At 54.7% G+C, this 16,459-nt stretch carries 14 protein-coding genes and 1 tRNA gene; 4 read left to right on the top strand and 11 right to left on the bottom strand.

What is annotated here, in order from left to right; all coding sequences use genetic code 11:
• Positions 1-196: 196 nt before the first annotated feature.
• Together IPI71_06780 and IPI71_06775 are read left to right on the top strand one after the other, a co-directional pair.
• The gene (locus IPI71_06780; protein QQR70383.1) at positions 197-403 is read left to right on the top strand and encodes an NFYB/HAP3 family transcription factor subunit; all 207 of its coding nucleotides are present in this window, start codon (positions 197-199) and stop codon (positions 401-403) included.
• Positions 404-512: 109 nt separating this feature from the next.
• The gene (locus tag IPI71_06775) at positions 513-677 is read left to right on the top strand and encodes a DUF1059 domain-containing protein (protein QQR70382.1); all 165 of its coding nucleotides are present in this window, start codon (positions 513-515) and stop codon (positions 675-677) included.
• Positions 678-1,694: 1,017 nt separating this feature from the next.
• On the opposite strand, the gene IPI71_06770 is transcribed toward IPI71_06775, so the two are convergent.
• The 9 genes from IPI71_06770 to IPI71_06730 all read right to left on the bottom strand — a co-directional run bounded on the left by IPI71_06770 (position 1,695) and on the right by IPI71_06730 (position 10,368).
• Complete coding sequence (locus IPI71_06770) at positions 1,695-1,811, bottom strand: hypothetical protein (protein QQR70381.1); 117 nt, start codon at positions 1,809-1,811, stop codon at positions 1,695-1,697.
• A 175-nt stretch (positions 1,812-1,986) separates the two neighbouring features.
• Positions 1,987-2,433 (bottom strand): NusA-like transcription termination signal-binding factor, encoded by a 447-nt coding sequence (locus IPI71_06765; protein ID QQR70380.1) that lies wholly within the window; start codon positions 2,431-2,433, stop codon positions 1,987-1,989.
• Positions 2,434-2,438: 5 nt separating this feature from the next.
• Entirely contained in the window at positions 2,439-2,729 is a 291-nt protein-coding gene (locus IPI71_06760; protein ID QQR70379.1) for a 50S ribosomal protein L30e, read from the bottom strand.
• Positions 2,729-3,904, bottom strand: a complete 1,176-nt coding sequence (rpoA2, locus tag IPI71_06755; protein ID QQR70378.1) for a DNA-directed RNA polymerase subunit A'' — start codon at positions 3,902-3,904, stop codon at positions 2,729-2,731. Before rpoA2 ends, IPI71_06760 begins: the two co-directional genes overlap by 1 nt.
• Before the next feature lie 2 nt (positions 3,905-3,906).
• Positions 3,907-6,546: a DNA-directed RNA polymerase subunit A' gene (locus IPI71_06750; protein ID QQR70377.1), complete on the bottom strand. Its 2,640-nt coding sequence runs from the start codon at positions 6,544-6,546 to the stop codon at positions 3,907-3,909.
• Positions 6,547-6,562: 16 nt separating this feature from the next.
• Positions 6,563-8,377 carry a DNA-directed RNA polymerase subunit B gene (gene rpoB / locus IPI71_06745; GenBank protein ID QQR70376.1) on the bottom strand — a complete coding sequence of 605 codons (1,815 nt, stop codon included), beginning with the start codon at positions 8,375-8,377 and terminating at the stop codon, positions 6,563-6,565.
• Positions 8,374-9,933, bottom strand: a complete 1,560-nt coding sequence (locus IPI71_06740) for a DNA-directed RNA polymerase subunit B'' (GenBank protein QQR71977.1) — start codon at positions 9,931-9,933, stop codon at positions 8,374-8,376. The genes rpoB and IPI71_06740 overlap by 4 nt, the downstream gene beginning before the upstream one ends.
• A 17-nt stretch (positions 9,934-9,950) precedes the next feature.
• Positions 9,951-10,202, bottom strand: coding sequence for a DNA-directed RNA polymerase subunit H (locus IPI71_06735; protein ID QQR70375.1), 252 nt, complete (start codon positions 10,200-10,202; stop codon positions 9,951-9,953).
• Positions 10,203-10,294: 92 nt separating this feature from the next.
• A tRNA-Lys gene (locus IPI71_06730) sits at positions 10,295-10,368 on the bottom strand.
• Positions 10,369-10,545: 177 nt separating this feature from the next.
• Here IPI71_06730 and IPI71_06725 point away from each other — a divergent pair.
• Positions 10,546-11,772 carry a hypothetical protein gene (locus IPI71_06725; GenBank protein QQR70374.1) on the top strand — a complete coding sequence of 409 codons (1,227 nt, stop codon included), beginning with the start codon at positions 10,546-10,548 and terminating at the stop codon, positions 11,770-11,772.
• A gap of 191 nt (positions 11,773-11,963) precedes the next feature.
• Here IPI71_06725 and IPI71_06720 read toward each other — a convergent pair whose 3' ends face one another.
• Positions 11,964-13,211, bottom strand: coding sequence for a Glu/Leu/Phe/Val dehydrogenase (locus tag IPI71_06720; protein QQR70373.1), 1,248 nt, complete (start codon positions 13,209-13,211; stop codon positions 11,964-11,966).
• A 278-nt stretch (positions 13,212-13,489) separates the two neighbouring features.
• Positions 13,490-15,361 (bottom strand): hypothetical protein, encoded by a 1,872-nt coding sequence (locus IPI71_06715; GenBank protein QQR70372.1) that lies wholly within the window; start codon positions 15,359-15,361, stop codon positions 13,490-13,492.
• A 161-nt stretch (positions 15,362-15,522) separates the two neighbouring features.
• Here IPI71_06715 and fdhD point away from each other — a divergent pair, with 161 nt between their 5' ends.
• Positions 15,523-16,329 carry a formate dehydrogenase accessory sulfurtransferase FdhD gene (gene fdhD / locus IPI71_06710; protein ID QQR70371.1) on the top strand — a complete coding sequence of 269 codons (807 nt, stop codon included), beginning with the start codon at positions 15,523-15,525 and terminating at the stop codon, positions 16,327-16,329.
• Positions 16,330-16,459 lie beyond the last annotated feature (130 nt).

The raw sequence follows: 16,459 nt of genomic DNA, 5'->3' as shown, positions 1-16,459 counted from the left end.
AAGAGGTTGCTGGAGGATTCATTTCTTCACAACAACATTCCTAAAGTTATTTCCCATAGAGTGAATTCTATGGTTAAAATTGTGAGAGCATAGCAACATGCCAGCCTGGTTTTTCTCATTTCATGGTGTACGGAAGACCTAGAATGAAAATATATAAATATATTAAAACTCTTCGATATATAATGAGGTAATCAAGGTGGCAGACTTACCTATTGCTGCAGTTGTACGAATTGCAAAGAAGAGTGGAGCGGAGCGGGTTGGCCATGATGGAGCCGAAGCTTTGCTGAAAGAGGCAGAAAACTATATTGCCCATCTCACGAGGGAGGCAACAAAGCTCGCCATGCACGCAGGACGAAAAACACTCAAGGAAGAGGATGTGTATCTCGCAGCACGATCGGCGTGAGATACCTTCCCTTTTTCATTCATTTCTCAGGCCGGGTCGCCTGGATTGCGGGACCGGGGTAGAAAAGAAGCTATAAGTAGTTTCAGGATCATTTCCAGCTGGTGCTTCAATGCCATCGTTTAAATGTATTGCCAAGAACTGTTCGTTCGAGACCTCTGCTCCAACCGAAGCCGAACTGATGAAAAAGATTGCCGAACATGCAAAAACCGTCCATAATATGGATCCCATTCCAGCGGACATCCTTGCCAAGGTGAAGGCAGCGATAAAACCGTAATGAAAATCTCCTCGCTGTTTTTTCGATTGTCATTTATTCTTTCGGTGGTTCCCTGTTGTGTGTTGGGGGAATTGGGTTAGATCTCCTTGAAAGGGATTAAGTCCCTGGATGTCCAATCCCGCTTTTTTTCGCGGTAACGGTACGAATATGATACAGGAAGTATGTGTGAAGAAACGATGTGCACCATCGCGCAGCCCTGGGATTGCCGGTTAAAGGGTATGGTAAACACGCGGGCGCGACAACAACAGAACGGTGCCACGTTCTGCTGGGTGGGCAAGTTACCCCAAACAGCGTCCATCCTCATGATGTTCATTAGCTAGCGGCAGCAAGGAGATACTCCAACACTCTCCCCGGGCTTTGATACAAATCCTTGCCTGAAGGGAATTCCCTGTCCGGTTCGGTCGCAAACAAGGAAACCCCGCTTCCAGTATTACTCTCATATGCCGTAAACCGGGGAGATGTTCATCAAGTTCCATGCTCCCCAGGCGCCCATCAAGGGCTTGAATTGAATAAAAAAAAAGAGGTGGATCGTTCAGATAGGACCCCCATGAGGCCGTTTGCATCAGGGCAGGCATGGCAACGGGCAGAATATTGAATTTCTCTATGAATACTGTTCCCGGAAATGAAATCAGATTACATGAAATGGGAAAAAATGGTTAAGGTTTTGTCGCATGAGGGGTTCGTGATACCGCTAATTCCCATTTCATGGAGCCACCTTGATTGATGGTCAGAATTGACTTTATCTTAAGGCTTAAATATTTTTCTATTAATCTTGAGTGCCGAATAGATACGCATGAGACTTTTTTACTTGAACAGGGAGCTAGGTGCCCATTGATGGATCAGCGCTACAGAGAATTCCGGGGGGACATAGCCACTGCGGTCCCGATTTTGTTGACAATAAGGCAAAATAGTTTTCTGGCGAGTTTTGATCTGTTTGCCGGAGGCTGAAGAGAAGTGAACAGGCAATGAGATTGGCGGCTCATGCCTGAATGGGTCTCATCACCGCCCGGGAGGGATTCAGCCGTTTGGGTTCACCACCCGTCCCATGAAGAGGATATTCCCGGTATCACTGTCCTGGATGAAGAATAAAAAAGGATGATCGGCCCGGAATACAGGAATCGGCTCATAGCCCATATGATAGGCTAGCGGTAAAATTGCTTCTGGCGAATTGGATTAAGTCGCCTAATTTTATAGAACGACGAAAAAAGTAACGAAGTTAGGATTCTGCCGGGTTTCCGTCACTAATTGTGATTATGACGTCATTGTACTAGGATCTTGCGGTTGAGCCTGGACAGTTACAAAAAAAAGTTCACGCCGCCTCATCGGTGGCGAGCGTCACGTCTGCGATGTTGTGCTGGCGGAGCGCCAGTTTCTTGGCCTTAAAGATATTCTTGCCTTCCTTTCCTATCGCGATCCCCCGGTCCTCAGGCCTGACTTCGATATGAGCAACCCGGCCGTCATCGCTCTCATCGAACTCGATGGCTGTCACCTGGGCAGGGAGGAAACAGTTCTTCAGGAACTGCTCGGGACTGGTGGAATATTCGACCACTTCAATCTTTTTGCTCATGACTTCCATGGCCTTCTTGATGGAAGCTCCCTTCTTCCCTATGGCAAGGCCCATCTCACCGGGATTCACCACGAAGATGAGCCTGTTGTTCCGATCATCGATGATACAATCCCTGCTCCCCGCCCCGGTAAGCCGCTCGAACTGCGAGATGAGGTTCATGCAGTCCTCAGTCAGAACGAACTCTGACATGGCGTTCACACCCTCTTTAAGGACAGAATGTCGGATTCTCCGGGGCTCACGACTGCAAGTGCGCTCACCATGAACGGTTTTCCGCAAGCCTTCCCGAGCTGGACTCCGGAACCCTCAAAGGTATAAACAAAGAGGTCGTTCTGTGCAAAGAGCGATTCTCGGAATTTTTCCGGGCAATTATTGGCCACGACAATCATCTGTGCCTTGCCCTCATTGATGCATTGTTCGGTTTGGTTCTGGCCAAGAATGACCTTACCGGTCTTTATAGCCCTTCTCAAAGATACGTTAAAATCCATTACGATTCTCCTGATTTCAAAGGTTTTGCGATAAGTTTGACGTCCCCGGTTCCCAGCTGGATGGGCTGGCCCACGATAACGTTCTCAGTAACTCCGGAGAGTTCATCGACCTCGTTTGCCACTGCTGCATCGAGAAGGTGATTCACGGTCACTTCGAAGGCAGCCCGTGAGAGGACACTCTCCTTCTCACCGGCAATCCCGTGGCGCCCGATCTGCTTGACCTCGCCATCCATGCACATCATGTCAGCGACCAGCATGATATGCCTCACATCGACAAGGATACCCTGTTCGGAGAGAGTGGAGAGAGCCTCGTAGATGATGGAGTTGCGTGCTGCTTCAATCCCAAGAACCTGGGATATCTCGCTGATGTTGTTGGTGCGGGTACGGGTCGTGTCGACGCCCTCGACATCAAACACGTCTTTTAGGTTGGAGCCTTCAGTATAAAGGATATACTCTCCGCTTTCCTTCCTGACCACCACCCGTTCGATGTCATCTATGCCCTGGACGATCACGTTTCTCACATGTTCTGCCAGTTGAAAGAGGTTCTGGTAGCTTTCCTGATCCTTGGGCACGAAGTTGATGGTTGCCGATTTTTCATCGCTCTCAAACTCGAAGTCGCGGTAGTGCCGCCGTTCACGGATCTTCCTGGGCGCAGCTTCGATAATAGCTGCCGGTAAGATCTTCCGCTTCTCGCAGACCGCGGTGTTCAGGTGAACCACGATCTGCATATTCTCCATGTCGGTCGTGATATCCCCGAACTCGTGGAGTGGGGCTGCCTCGATCTGCCAGCTGACTTCCCGTGCCCGGTCCCTGTCGCCTGAAAAATCGGGTTCAAGGTAGATAGTCATCGTCGGCGTGCTCGGCTCTTTCCTGGCATCCATGATCTCGATGAGACGCGGAAGACCGAGGGTGACGTTAATCTCCGCCACGCCTGCGTAGTGGAAGGTCCGCATGGTCATCTGGGTACCAGGTTCCCCGATCGATTGGGCGGCGATGATACCGACCGCTTCGCAGGCCTCGATCCTGGTTTTCTGGTACTCGCTGATCACCTGGTTCATGATCCTCTCAAACTGGTCGGGAGAGACTTCCTTTTCAGCGAGGTATATCTTCATCTGGTCCCGGGTCTTTACCGGGAGGTCGGCAGCATCGATCTGCCGTGTATACTCTTCCCTCATCGTCAGACCTCCTCCTTGAGGATACTCTCGACAATGCCTTTCACGTCCACGGGATCGCCGAAGCTGCTCTTCATGGGATCGGTCCCGTCCTCGCCATACCTGAACTGGATGATCCGGCCTCCGGTGGTCCTTACCGTCCCATCGTAGGCTACCTTGAGATCCTGGAGGGCGTTAATCATCCGCCGCTGCAGGTACCCGCTCTGCGAGGTTCTGACTGCCGTATCAACGAGACCTTCCCGGCCACCGATAGCATGGAAGAAGAACTCGGTTGGGTTGAGACCTTCCTTGTAGCTGTGCTGGATGAACCCATGGGCATCCGAACCGCGGTCTCCTTTCTGGAAGTGGGGGAGAGTCCGTTCATCGTAGCCCCGCATGATCCGCTCCCCGCGCACAGATTGCTGACCAACACACCCGGTCATCTGCGTGAGGTTCAGCATCGATCCCCTGGCCCCCGAGATCGCCATCACCACTGCGCTGTTGTTGAGTCCTAGATGCCGACCGGCGATCTCGCCAGTGCGGTCACGGGCCTTTCCGAGCACCTGCATGATCTGCATCTCAAGGGTCTCTTCAGGTGTGCGGCCGGGCATTGGTTCAAGCTGCCCGTCCTCATATATCTTGATACGGCGCTGCACATCGAGGACTGCAGCATTCAGTACTTCCTCGATCTGTCCATGCTCGGTGCGGGAAAGGTCTTCATCATCGATACCAAACGAGAACCCATTAAACATTATCGACCGGATGGCCAAGTGGGCGATGTTGTCGATAAACTCGGCGGCACGCTTCATGCCGTACTGGCGGATGATGCGGTGCACGATCTGGCCATCGAAGGCCCCAATTGCCTTCTTGTCTATGTTCCCTGATTCCAGGTTTCCGTCGATGATCCGCACATAGGCGTCCCGCTCGCAGAGTTCCCGCTTGCAGACATCGCAATTCTGGCAGGAGCTGGCCTTGAAGACCATGTTCAGCTCCTTGGGGAGCACCATGGAGAAGACCTGCTTGTTGCTCCATTTCTGCTTGCCATCCCTGACAAGCCCCGGTTCTGGGAGCGATGTGATATTGATATCCTTCAGGAGGTACATTACCTCGTTTTTGGAGAACCAGCGGGTCTGGTTGGTGAGCAGGAAGATACCGGAGACATGGTCGTGGATGCCCCCGATGATTGGTCCACCAAAACGGGGGGAGAGGATGTTTTCTTCGACGGCAACAAGTATGGCTGCCTCGGCACGGGCCTCCTCGGTCTGGGGGATGTGCAGGTTCATCTCGTCTCCGTCAAAATCCGCGTTGTAGGGCGGGCAGACCGCGGGATTCAAGCGAAACGTCCGGCCATCCATCACCCTGACCCGGTGGGCCATGATACTCATCCGGTGCAATGACGGTTGCCGGTTGAAGAGCACGATATCCTCGTCCCTGATCTGCCGTTCGACCGTCCAGCCGGGTTCCAATTGCTCGGCGATGGTCTCAAGATTTCCCTCGGCAAGGCGGAGTCTCCGCTTGTCCGGCCGGATCACGTAGTTCGCGCCGCAGGGCTGGCTGAGGGTCGCTCGTGACGGCCCGTTCAGTACCATCTGGCGGAGTTCATCGATGTTGTAAGGAGTGACCTGGACTGGTATGGACATCTCGTTTGCAACGGCCAGCGGGATGCCCACTTCAATCACACTCAGATTCGGGTCCGGTGAGATTACCGTGCGGGCCGAGAAGTTGACACGCTTTCCCGAGAGCGAGCCCCTGAACCGCCCGTCCTTGCCCTTGAGTCGCTGGGACAGCGTCTTGAGCGGTCTGCCACTCCGGTGGCGGGCGGGGGGACACCCTGCAACTTCGTTGTCGAGGTAGGTGGTCACGTGATACTGGAGCAGTTCCCATAGATCCTCAATGATGAGCTGGGGGGCTCCGGCATCCTGATTCTCCTTGAACCGCTGGTTGATGCGGATGATGTCTACCAGCTTGTGGGTAAGGTCATCCTCGGACCGTTGCCCATTCTCGAGAATAATCGAGGGCCGCATGGTCACAGGGGGGACCGGCAGCACGGTCAATACCGTCCATTCGGGGCGGGCAACATCGGGATTGATTCCCAGGTGCCGGAGGTCTTCATCCGGTATCTTCTCGAGCCGGGCCCGGATGTCAGCGGGAGTGAGCTTGTGTTCCACCTTCCGGCCCTCTTCCATCATGATCTCGGAGAAGGTAGTCGGTTTCTCGAAGTTAATCTTGAGCTGTTGCTCGCCGCAGTGAGGACAGAGTCGTTCCTTCTTGATGTCCTTTTCGGAAAGGATGTCTCCGGTCTGTTCTTCCTCGGTCCCCACTACCTTCTCAATCTCTTCAGGAGAGAGGAGGAGCCTGCTGCAGTTCCTGCAGGTGGCGCGGAGGAGTTTCCTGATCAGCCTGGTGTATCCCACATGGATGACCGGTTTTGCAAGCTCGATATGGCCGAAGTGTCCGGGGCATTCGCTGGCCTTCTGGTCACAGGTCTTGCACCGCAACCCCGGGTCGATGACCCCGAGGTTCAGATCCATCAGGCCCTGGGGATAGGGAAACCCATCGTCATCGTAGGTGTCAGCCCAGATGATCTTCCGAACACTCATGGTGCGGATTTCCTTGGGGGAAAGTAACCCGAACTCGATCTTTCCGATTCGTTTTGGGCTTGGCATAGTGCTTGTCTCCCTCCTAAACCACGTCCTCGAGTTTCATCCTCGGCGCGATCCCCATACTCTTCATCTCGTCGAGGAGGAGCTTGAAGGCATAAGACATCTCGACAGGGTAGATATCGGTTTCGCTTCCGCAGGACAGGCAACGGGTACTGTTTGCTTTCCGGTCAAGCATGGCAACCATACCACACCGCGCACAGACGTATTCCTGGACTTTGTCCGATTCATCGAGAAGTCGTTCCTTGAGGGCCATGGCCGCACCATGGCCGATCATTACGTCACGTTCCATCTCGCCGAACCTGAGCCCTCCTTCCCGTGCCCTGCCCTCGGTTGGCTGGCGGGTCAGGACCTGCACCGGGCCACGCGAACGGGCATGCATCTTGCTCGAGACCATGTGGTAGAGCTTCTGGTAATAGATGACTCCGATGTAGATGTCAGCGGCGAACCGTTTCCCTGTTATCCCGTCATACATCACTTCGCGGCCGGTGTGGGAGAATCCAAGCTCCTTGAGCGAGTTCCTGAAGTTCGCTTCCTGGGCACCCGAGAACGCGGTGGCATTGATCCGGTGGCCTTCCAGCGACCCGACCTTGCCGCCGATCATCTCGAGCATGTGGCCGATGGTCATCCGGCTTGGTATGGCATGGGGGTTGATCACCAGGTCGGGTGTCACTCCCGATTCCGTGAACGGCATGTCTTCCTGGGCTGCAATGAGACCGATGACTCCCTTCTGCCCATGGCGGGACGCGAACTTGTCTCCCACCTCCGGTACCCTGAGGTCGCGGGTCCGGACCTTGACCAGGCGGGAGCTGTTCTCACCTTCGGTGATGATGACCGTGTCTACGATACCCCGCTCGTTGCTCCGCATGGTCACTGAAGTGTCGCGTCGCTTCTCCACCGTGATGAGGTCGCTGGTAGGCTCTTCGAGGAACCGCGGGGGCGACGTCTTGCCGATCAGGACATCCTTTTCATTGACTACCGTCTCCGGGTTGATAATTCCATCATCATCGAGGTTCTTGTAGCTCTCGGCGCCGTGGGCTCCGGTCACTTCTTCGTCCGGTATCTCGATCCGGTCGACCTGGCCGCCGGGATACCGGCGTTCCTCGCCCTCGTAGGTCCTGAAAAAGTGGGAACGGCCGAGACCACGGTCGATCGATGCCCCGTTAAAAATCAGAGCGTCTTCGATATTGTAGCCTTCAAAGGAGAGGATTGCCACCACGAAGTTCTGGCCGGCGGGTCGGTCATCCGACCCGATTAGGTCCGAAGTCTGAGTATGGACGATGGGGCGCTGAATGTAGTGGAGCAGGTGCGCACGGGTATCAGGACGGAGTTTCATGTTCGCGGTCCCAAACCCAAGTGCCTGCTTGACCATCCCGGCTCCCATGGTAACACGGGGGCTTGCATTATGCTCAGGGAACGGAACGTGAGCGGCACCGATGCCGAGTATCAGGGAGGAATCGATTTCCAGGTGGGTATGGCTTGGGGTGATGTCTCCGGTATTGATAGCGATGTACAGATCCTCCTCCTCTTCGGCATCAACGAATTCAATCATGCCCTTGCGGATGAAATAGTCGAAATCGATCTCCTTTTTCTCCAGTTTTTCAATCTCCTCGGGAGTTATCAACGGCTTGCCGTTCTGCAGGACGATGAGCGGTCTCCGGGCCCTGCCGCGATCAGTATGGATGATCACGTCGTTATTGAATTCCTTATAGGAGACGTTCACCTCAATGGAGAGCGCCCCCTGGCGGCGCATGTTCCGGAGTTGACCGACAAATTCCTGTGGATTGTCAACAAGCCCTATCAGGGCTCCATCGACAAAGACCCGTGCCTTCTTCATCGGGCCTCACCCCTGATGTGTTCGACCCCTAGGTTATAGAGCATCCGTACCACTTCGTCGTCGTCGGGGACACCCCTGCTGATCTCGACCATCTGAGCAAAGTTCTTGACCAGCCCGCAATTCGGCCCTTCAGGGGTCTCGCTCGGGCAGATACGGCCCCACTGGGTGGGGTGCAGATCGCGAGCCTCGAAGTGCGGCTGCGACCGGGAGAGCGGGGAGATCACTCTCCTGAGGTGGGAGAGAACGCTCATGTGATCGATGCGGTCGAGCAGCTGGGAGACACCAGTCCTGCCTCCGACCCAGTTCCCGGTTGCCAGCGGATGCAGGAGTCGCTCGGTCAGCACGTCGGCACGAACCGCGGTTCCAATGGAAAGGTCACGGTGGCGCATGCTCGCCCGCTCCAGCTGGTACTTGATATCGCGGGTCAGCCGGTTCAGGGAGATCCGGAAGAGATCTTCCATGAGGTCTCCGGCAAGTTTCAGCCGCTTGTTCGAATAGTGGTCCTTGTCATCGATACGGCGCTTGTTCAGAACCAGGTCGAAACAGGCTTCGGCCATCCTGCCAAGGAAGTGGGCCTTGGCCAGGCGAACCTCATCGACCGCGTCCTGGTAACCTTCGTCCCCTTCCTTGAGGGTGACCGGCATAAGGTAGTTTAGGTGCGGCAGCAGGTAGTTGTCCAGCACGAACTCCGCCCGCTTCCGCTGGTAGTCACGGGTCTGGTTTGGGGCAAGCTTCTTGCCGACATACATGATGCCGCTCTCGACATCGTTGCACTCGCTCTCTTCAAGGTTCTGCATCATGAAGGTGAGGATATCCTCATCAGTTGATACACCGTTGACGATCTCCCGGTCGCTTACCATCCCGAGAGCCCGCATCAGATCGACGAAACGGAGGTGTCCGGCAACCGACGGAAATGATACCTCGAGCAGGTTCTTACGGTTCCGCTCGACAACCACGAGCGCACGGTATCCACGGAACTGGGAGAAGACCTTAGCCACATAGATGCGCTCGTTGTAGCGCTCGGTATACTCGGTCATGATCTTGTTCGAGGCAAGATCCTCGAGGGTCATCAAGACTCGCTCCGTTCCGTTCACGATAAAATAGCCGCCGGGATCAAACGGGTCTTCGCCATGGGCGATGCGTTCCTGGTCGTTCATCCCGGAGAGGTTGCAGGATACCGAGCCGACCATGATGGGAAGCTGCCCGATAGTGGTGACCACCGGTTCCTGCCGGTCTTCACCGTGGACTAGAGTCAGCTCAAGCATGATGGGCGCCGCGTAGGTAAGGTTGCGAAGACGTGCCTCGCTCGGGAAAAGATCCCCCTGGGACCCGTCAGCCTCCCGCACCAGGGGTTTCTTGACCTCGATCTTTCCAAGCTCGACCCAGACCGGTTCGGTGCTCTTTCCCCGGATCTCGATGTCGGTCTCGATGATCCGCTGCTCGTTGACCACTTTCTGGAGATTGGTTTTGATAAAATTGTTGTATGAGTCAAGTTGGTGGCGCGCAACATGCTCACGGGAAAAATATGCCCTGGATAATACGCTCCTGTCTATCAGAATGATCAGCCTCCGCCTTACTTTTTCGGCCGCCTGACAACCAGGCGGAAGGATTCTGCTCTTCCGGCCGTCTGGCTTTTACGGATGATGCGCACGACGTCTCCCGGTTTTGCCCCAATGGCCCTGACCGCGGGATCATCATGATACATTTTTGGCAATTGCTCGTTTGTGATATTGTAGAGAGAGAGTAACCCGGCTACCTCTTCCTCATTCATGATCTGGTGATCGGGCACCATGGTGTGGGCCAGTACATCCAATCTGGTGCTCATACACATCCCCCCTTCATAAGAGAATTCATACTTTTTTGATACCTCACCGTTTTCAGATTCCTCACCGCGAAAAGTCACTGGCACCGCGGCAGCGGGCCTGGAGGGATTTGAACCCCCGGCCACCTGGTTAAAAGCCAGGCGCTCTACCTAACTGAGCTACAAGCCCACCCTGGCGCACTGTACAGCATTATTACAATGCGAGAAAACTATATAAATATATTTTTATATGATTCTTTTTTTCACCGGGAGCGCGGATCGGATGTAGAAGACCCCTTTCCCTTCTTCGAACTTCCCTGGAGAGGTACTTATTTAACCAAAAAATTTAATAACACTGGTATAATTCATGGAAGATATTACCTCGTGGCTGAAAAAGAATCTCTCTTCATTCCATCCTGATGAGCGCATGGCGCTCTCTGCCACGAGGCACCTGACCGGTCTCGAACGGTCCCGGCTCTTTTCTCCCGAGATCGAAAAGATGAGAACCGCAGAAGGACGCTGGTACGAGGCCCTCATCTACGAGATGTTCCGCTCGATGGCATCGGAAACAGATGGGATAAGGCAGCTTGCACTGAAGGGGATGGATGTTCCCCGGCAGGCGCGCCAGAAGATCCGGCTTGGCCAAAACGGGCTCTTCTACTCCCGGTGCGGAGACATCACGGTCCGGGGAAATGGCCAGGATCTCGCCGAGTTCGACCTTCTGTTCATCGATTGCCATGACCAGGTGGCCTTTGCCGAAGTGGTCACCTCAGCATCGGATATGAAGGAATTCGAGAAGGAGATCGCCTACAAGCGTAGACTGCTCGGATACCTGTTCGACCAGGAGGATGTCTCGTTCCTTCTGGTCTCCTCATTTGACGTGACCAATTACGTGGTGGGAAGAAGACTCCTCAAGACCCCAAAGACGGTATATATCCAGACTTCATCCTGCGAGGAACTCAAGTCCTGCCTCCATCGGGATCGGCAGAAAGTGAGGTTCCAGCGCCAACCGCCCCACAAGAGACTGGTGCTTGCCCCCGAAATCCAGCTCCGCAAGGAATTCTGCTACGAGACTTACCACGAAGAAGAACGGGCACGGGTGTTTGACCGGGTCTCATCTCCCGATGGAGGACTTCCGGATATCACCAACGGGACCGGCCAGCTCGTCAAGAAGATCCTCTACGGCGGGCTCTATCCATCCGCAATCCGCTCGATGTGCCGGGATCACCGGTTCCTTTTCCAGGGGCGGGAGATAAAGTATTATGAGATTATGAACCTGTACTCCAAGGCGATCCTTGCCACCGATCTCCCAGGTTACGATGCAATCGTGTACCTGCGCCCGAGGCGCAAGCAGGAATATCTCAAGATGGTCCAGAACGGCGACGGTAACTTCAAGTTCGAGCGGTTCACGCCGGCCAGGGTCGGGTTTTATCTCTGGCTCGAGTCCATCTCACCGTCGCTCGGGGCGCGGATAACACGGAACCTTGTCGATGCATTTTCCCCGGATGGTTCAAAAAAGTGCGGGGGGAATGATCCGTATCGGATATCAGTCGGGCAGGACGGTCAGCGCTTCGCCTCCCAAATGCGCCCATGAAGTAGGCAATACCTTAGATTTCCGATGCTTCTTCGGCCAGGCCATCAGGTCGTTCCAGGAGCTGCCTTTCTGGCCCGGGAGCGCGGGGTCAATACCGCCCCCATATTTTTCTGACAGGTCCCGAATGGGTTGCTAACCAGGGATAACCCCTGCCGGGGATTATCCCGGTGATGAGCCGGCTTCTCCGGTTGTCATATCCAGCCCCTCATCTTCATGGCCCCGACAACCCTCGCAATGGCGATTGAGTATGCCGCCTCCCTCAAAGGTGTATTGTTCTTTTCCGCAAGATCATAGACCGCGCGGTAGGCATCGACCATCTTTTTCTCAAGCTTCCTGTGGACCGTTTCCTCTTCCCACCGGTCCAGGGAGAAGTTCTGGACCATCTCGAAGTACGATACGATAACTCCGCCCCCGTTTGTGAGGAAGTCTGGTAGCACGGTTATGGATCTCTCGAAGAGAATCTCGTCAGCTTCATTGTTTACCGGATCGTTTGCAAACTCTGCTACCATGCGTGCACGGATATTGGGAGCGTTCCTGCGGTTGATAACATTCTCGAGTGCCGCAAGGATGAGAATATCCACCGGAAGTTCGAGCAACTCTTCGTTTGTGATGTTCTTGGCTCCGGGAAAGTGCTGCACTGCCCCGGTCGCAGCCTTGTGGACCATCAGATCCCTGATCGAGAGCCCCTTGGGATTATATACTCCCCCGCAGCTGTCGCTCACCGCCACTATCTTTGCGCCGAAGACCTCCTGGCCGAGGAGTGCGCCAAACGAGCCCACGTTCCCGAACCCCTGCACGGCTACGCCAGCTCCGGCGATGTCTATCCCCAGATCCTTTGCGGCCTCGCGGACCACGAACCACCCGCCCCTGGCGGTGGCATCGGACCTGCCCTCGGACCCGCCCAGGGCAACAGGCTTTCCAGTGAAGGATCCAAATGCCGGCTTCCCTGCAATCTTCGAGTACTCGTCCGTCATCCAGGCCATGACCGTGGGATTTGTGTAGACGTCGGGAGCAGGGATATCCCGATCGGGGCCCAGGAATGGAAACATCTCCTGCACGTATCCGCGGCTGAGCCGCTCAAGCTCGTGGACCGAGAGCTCTTTTGGGTTGCAGATGACTCCTCCCTTGGCACCGCCAAGGGGGAGGTTGTGGAGGGCGCACTTCCAGGTCATCAGGGCTGCAAGCCCACGTATGGTGTCGATGGTCTCGTCGGGGTGGAACCGGATACCTCCTTTTGTTGGGCCGAGCGCATCGTTGTACTGGACACGGAATCCCTGGAACACCCGCGTGCTGCCATCATCCATTCTCACCGGGATCGAGGCGTGGACTTCCCTTCGCGGTATCTTCAGCATCGCCTCCGCATTAGCATCCATGGCAAGGCAGGCTGAGGAGGAGCTGAGGTGCTTTTTTACCATATCAAAAAGGTTCCCTTCGGTCATTCGTCACTCCTTTTACGTGAGGTATGCAGGCTTTTCTTATATAGGTGGTGGGTGAGCGGGTCGGCACGACCGGTGACCCGGTGATTGATCCTGGTTACTGTGCCATCATCTTGCACGACAACAGTACTCCGCAGGTCATTATAGGTTGAGCCTGAAGGCGGTAGTGGATATCGGCAAACCTTCCTGACCCTTGATGGTGGAGAGATAGGATAGGTCTATTATGCGAATTTACAGGTTGGACAGGCTCAGAATGCGTTGTGGTAACACTGGTTATCCTTTCACACCGTAGTTGGGAAAACGGGGGATACCTGGCCGCTTCCCGCAGTCGAGTATCCACCGGTGCGACCGATCATGTCCCGGAACAGTCCTGATTTCAGGATCGAGATTATCCCGATTGTTGCAGGGTCCTCGAGGTAGGACAGGGGAATCACCAGATTGTATGATTCATACCCCAGGGGAGTCCAGGAAAGGGCCGATATCTCCGCTGTTTTCTTCCGACATACACCCGTATCGGCGCTGCCATTTTGTATGGCGGTGATGACACCTTCTTCGCTCCTGACCTGGTTTTCATACCCGGGCACCACCTGTGGCGTAATGCCCGAGGATAGGAGGATCTCATCAGTAAGCGTCCGGGCAGTGGTGCCCCGTGGCCTGTTTATGAAACGAACCCCGATGAGATCATCGAGAACAATCCCACTCCGGGAAGCAAGCCCCAGCTCAGCCTCGGCAACGGTCACTCTCACAAAGGTTGTATTATCTACAGGATCGAAGAGATTGGATGCAACCCATGACCCGATCCGCGGCAGGGCAACTGATGCAGCATGGCATCTCTTTTCCCGCAGGGTAAGCAGTGCCCTTGAATCCAAGGTATTACAGCAATGGAGGGAGAAACCCCGTGTGGTAAGGAGATCCCCGAGGGTGTGGATACACTCATCCCTGGTTCCGCATACCAGGAGGTTCCTGTCGAGATGTGCCGGTGGTATTGTCAGCTGCACGGGGACTTCTTCTCCGGCTTCATAACCTTCGTACGAAGCGGGAATCTGGATGAAGCCATCTGATCTTACCAGGGACATATGGATACCGTTTCCCCGTGAATGAGGCATGACAGAGACACGGTTTCCGACCCGGGCTGCTGAAACATGTACGAACTCTTCGTAGCCGAGGTCGGAGGCGATTCGCTGGGCGAGTTCTGCCCGTATAGTGAAAATCGGGTAGGGTGCAAGCCCCCACCACTCCAGGAGCCGTGCGACGAATTCCTTTATCACGCAGGCTGCCGCAATAGGAAATCCCGGTACACCGAATACGGGTTTTTTCTCGACGGACCCAAGCATCACCGGTGTTCCCGGCTTCATTCCCACGCCATGAAAGAGAAGAGTCCCGCACGATGAAATCACCTGGTCCGCATAATCCCTTGTACCAGCCGAAGATCCTCCGAAGAGGAGTACCAGGTCATGATCCCTGATCGCCCGGGACATGATGGCAGTGATCGATTCTGGCTCGTCCCGGGTAATGGGATAACGGTGACAGGATGCACCCATCCCGGAAAAGTAGTGATGTGCAAAGAGGGTATTGCTCTCTACGGCAGCCCCGGGCTTTGGCCTGACCCCTGGAGGAACCAGTTCGTCACCGATGGGAATGAGGCCGATGGATACCGAACTCACCAACAGGCTCGGAATCCCATAGGTTGCCAGTGCCCCGACGTCAAAGGGCCGTACAATATGGCCGCGGGGAAGGACCAGTTCCCCTTTCCGGATATCCTCTCCGGCAGGCCTTATGAATTGTCCTGGAAAGGCCGATTTCCGTACCTTGCATGTTCCATCACTGACCCAGACATCCTCGATCATGATGACCGCGTCAAAACCCTGCGGAATGACCTGTCCGGTGTTAACCCGCTGGAAGTGTTCGAGGGTCACAGGATGCCGGTCCATCGCCCCGGCGGTATCCGCACTCCGCACGGCGATTCCGTCCATGGAGGACAGGTTCACTTCCGGTACCGAGAATGGTGCATAGACCGGTTCGGCAGTCACCCTTCCGACTGCCTGCTCAAGGGATACCCGTTCCGTCACCCCCGGAGCAGGAAATGTTTCTTTCAGGATGCGGATTGCATCATCGAACGAGGTTAGAGAGAAGTACCGGCGTTTCATGCGCATCTCCAGGGATAAACATGATTCTCCACTGTCTGCCTCTGGTCTTGTAAATCACAATTTATTAATTTCATTTTGTAATTAATTATGTTACTCAAGTTGTCAGCTTCTGGAGAATTGGTAAACCTTGAACATTTATTAAAAAGAATAACGTAACTTCATGGATCATGGCCAATCGTCCTCGCATTGAAGTTATCGGTGATTCACCTCCCTTCCTTACCCTCGAATACGAAGTTCTTGCCTACGAGAGCGGGAACCTGGTTCAGCGGACCGTAACCGTCTGCCAGGAAGAGCCTGTCCGGCTCATCGTGAACGGCCATGAACTTGCGACACAGATGGTGAGCCCGGCTGATCTTGCAGAATTTGCCTGCGGATACGTGATCAGCGAAGGAATTATTCGTCATGCGAATCAGATCGGAGCCATCAGGATCTCTTTGCCCGAGCTTGCAGTTACGGTCACCGGCTTAAATGGGGAGATCCCCTTGCAGAACCGCGAATTGCGGACATCGGGAGGTCTCGGTATGGCTGTTGATGCATCTGAGTTACGAAACAAGATCACATCAACCACACTGGTGTCCCGGGATACTATCTTTTCTGCGATGAGCTGTTTAAACGATCACGCTGTCCTCTGGAAACAGACGGGAGGGACGCATTGCACGGTCCTCTTCGATGCCGGCGGGAACGTGGTGGCTCACGCCGAGGATATTGGGCGTCATAATTCTGTTGATAAGGTGATCGGGAAAGCCATCCTCGCCGGGATCGATCTCGACCGGACATTTATCACCTGTTCGGGGAGGATGCCCGCCGGCATGGTAAGCAAATTCTGGCGTTCCGGAATCCCCATCGTGATAACCAACAATGCCCCCTCAGCGGCAGGAATCGATCTTGCCAGACGTGTAAATCTCACCCTGGCAGGCTTTGTGAGGCCTCCCCGGATGGTCATCTATAGCGGCCCGGAGAGGATTCGGTTCTGATCGCCCCGGGGCTCCTCTACCGTGGAAGTGTCGCCGGAGAAAACAGGGTATTTTCCAGCGATTCTGTCACACCTTCCGTAGAGAGGCTGACAGGTTTTTATGGTGAAGACCCATTCCTTTCCAGGACGAA

Origin of the sequence: Methanolinea sp. (assembly GCA_016699325.1) — an archaeon.
Lineage (GTDB): Archaea > Halobacteriota > Methanomicrobia > Methanomicrobiales > Methanospirillaceae > UBA9949.
Note: the sequence above shows the minus strand (reverse complement) of the source record. Positions and strands in the feature narration are given on the sequence as shown.

Coding starts and splice junctions, on each gene's coding strand:
- rpoB (QQR70376.1), bottom strand. CDS start 8,377: ATGAAGAAGGCACGGGTCTTTGTCGATGGAGCCCTGATAGGGCTTGTT.
- IPI71_06720 (QQR70373.1), bottom strand. CDS start 13,211: ATGACCGAAGGGAACCTTTTTGATATGGTAAAAAAGCACCTCAGCTCC.
- IPI71_06725 (QQR70374.1), top strand. CDS start 10,546: ATGGAAGATATTACCTCGTGGCTGAAAAAGAATCTCTCTTCATTCCAT.
- IPI71_06715 (QQR70372.1), bottom strand. CDS start 15,361: ATGCGCATGAAACGCCGGTACTTCTCTCTAACCTCGTTCGATGATGCA.
- IPI71_06775 (QQR70382.1), top strand. CDS start 513: ATGCCATCGTTTAAATGTATTGCCAAGAACTGTTCGTTCGAGACCTCT.
- fdhD (QQR70371.1), top strand. CDS start 15,523: ATGGCCAATCGTCCTCGCATTGAAGTTATCGGTGATTCACCTCCCTTC.
- IPI71_06765 (QQR70380.1), bottom strand. CDS start 2,433: ATGTCAGAGTTCGTTCTGACTGAGGACTGCATGAACCTCATCTCGCAG.
- IPI71_06750 (QQR70377.1), bottom strand. CDS start 6,546: ATGCCAAGCCCAAAACGAATCGGAAAGATCGAGTTCGGGTTACTTTCC.
- IPI71_06770 (QQR70381.1), bottom strand. CDS start 1,811: ATGGGCTATGAGCCGATTCCTGTATTCCGGGCCGATCATCCTTTTTTA.
- IPI71_06760 (QQR70379.1), bottom strand. CDS start 2,729: ATGGATTTTAACGTATCTTTGAGAAGGGCTATAAAGACCGGTAAGGTC.
- IPI71_06735 (QQR70375.1), bottom strand. CDS start 10,202: ATGAGCACCAGATTGGATGTACTGGCCCACACCATGGTGCCCGATCAC.
- rpoA2 (QQR70378.1), bottom strand. CDS start 3,904: ATGAGGGAAGAGTATACACGGCAGATCGATGCTGCCGACCTCCCGGTA.